Origin of the sequence: Nocardia halotolerans (genome assembly GCF_042650145.1) — a bacterium.
GTDB lineage: Bacteria > Actinomycetota > Actinomycetes > Mycobacteriales > Mycobacteriaceae > Nocardia > Nocardia halotolerans.
Map to the genome: position 1 here is coordinate 1 of NZ_JBHSDL010000043.1, position 781 is coordinate 781.

The window sequence follows — 781 nt, forward strand, 5'->3', positions numbered from 1 at the left end:
GTATGTCAAACCCAGGTAAGGTTCTTCGCGTTGCATCGAATTAATCCACATGCTCCGCCGCTTGTGCGGGCCCCCGTCAATTTCTTTGAGTTTTAGCCTTGCGGCCGTACTCCCCAGGCGGGGTACTTAATGCGTTAGCTACGGCACGGAGTCCGTGGAAGGAGCCCCACACCTAGTACCCACCGTTTACGGCATGGACTACCAGGGTATCTAATCCTGTTTGCTACCCATGCTTTCGCTTCTCAGCGTCAGTTACTTCCCAGAGACCCGCCTTCGCCACCGGTGTTCCTCCTGATATCTGCGCATTTCACCGCTACACCAGGAATTCCAGTCTCCCCTGAAGTACTCTAGTCTGCCCGTATCGCCTGCAAGCTTGGAGTTGAGCCCCAAGTTTTCACAGAAGACGCGACAAACCGCCTACAAGCTCTTTACGCCCAGTAATTCCGGACAACGCTCGCACCCTACGTATTACCGCGGCTGCTGGCACGTAGTTGGCCGGTGCTTCTTCTACAGGTACAGTCACTTGCGCTTCGTCCCTGTCGAAAGAGGTTTACAACCCGAAGGCCGTCATCCCTCACGCGGCGTCGCTGCATCAGGCTTTCGCCCATTGTGCAATATTCCCCACTGCTGCCTCCCGTAGGAGTCTGGGCCGTGTCTCAGTCCCAGTGTGGCCGGTCACCCTCTCAGGTCGGCTACCCGTCGTCGCCTTGGTAGGCCGTTACCCCACCAACAAGCTGATAGGCCGCGGGCCCATCCTGTACCGATAAATCTTTCCACCACC

1 rRNA gene is annotated in these 781 nt (G+C 57.0%); it reads right to left on the bottom strand.

What is annotated here, in order from left to right:
• Positions 1-781: ribosomal RNA gene (locus ACFO5K_RS27170) — 16S ribosomal RNA — on the bottom strand; the annotation flags it as partial.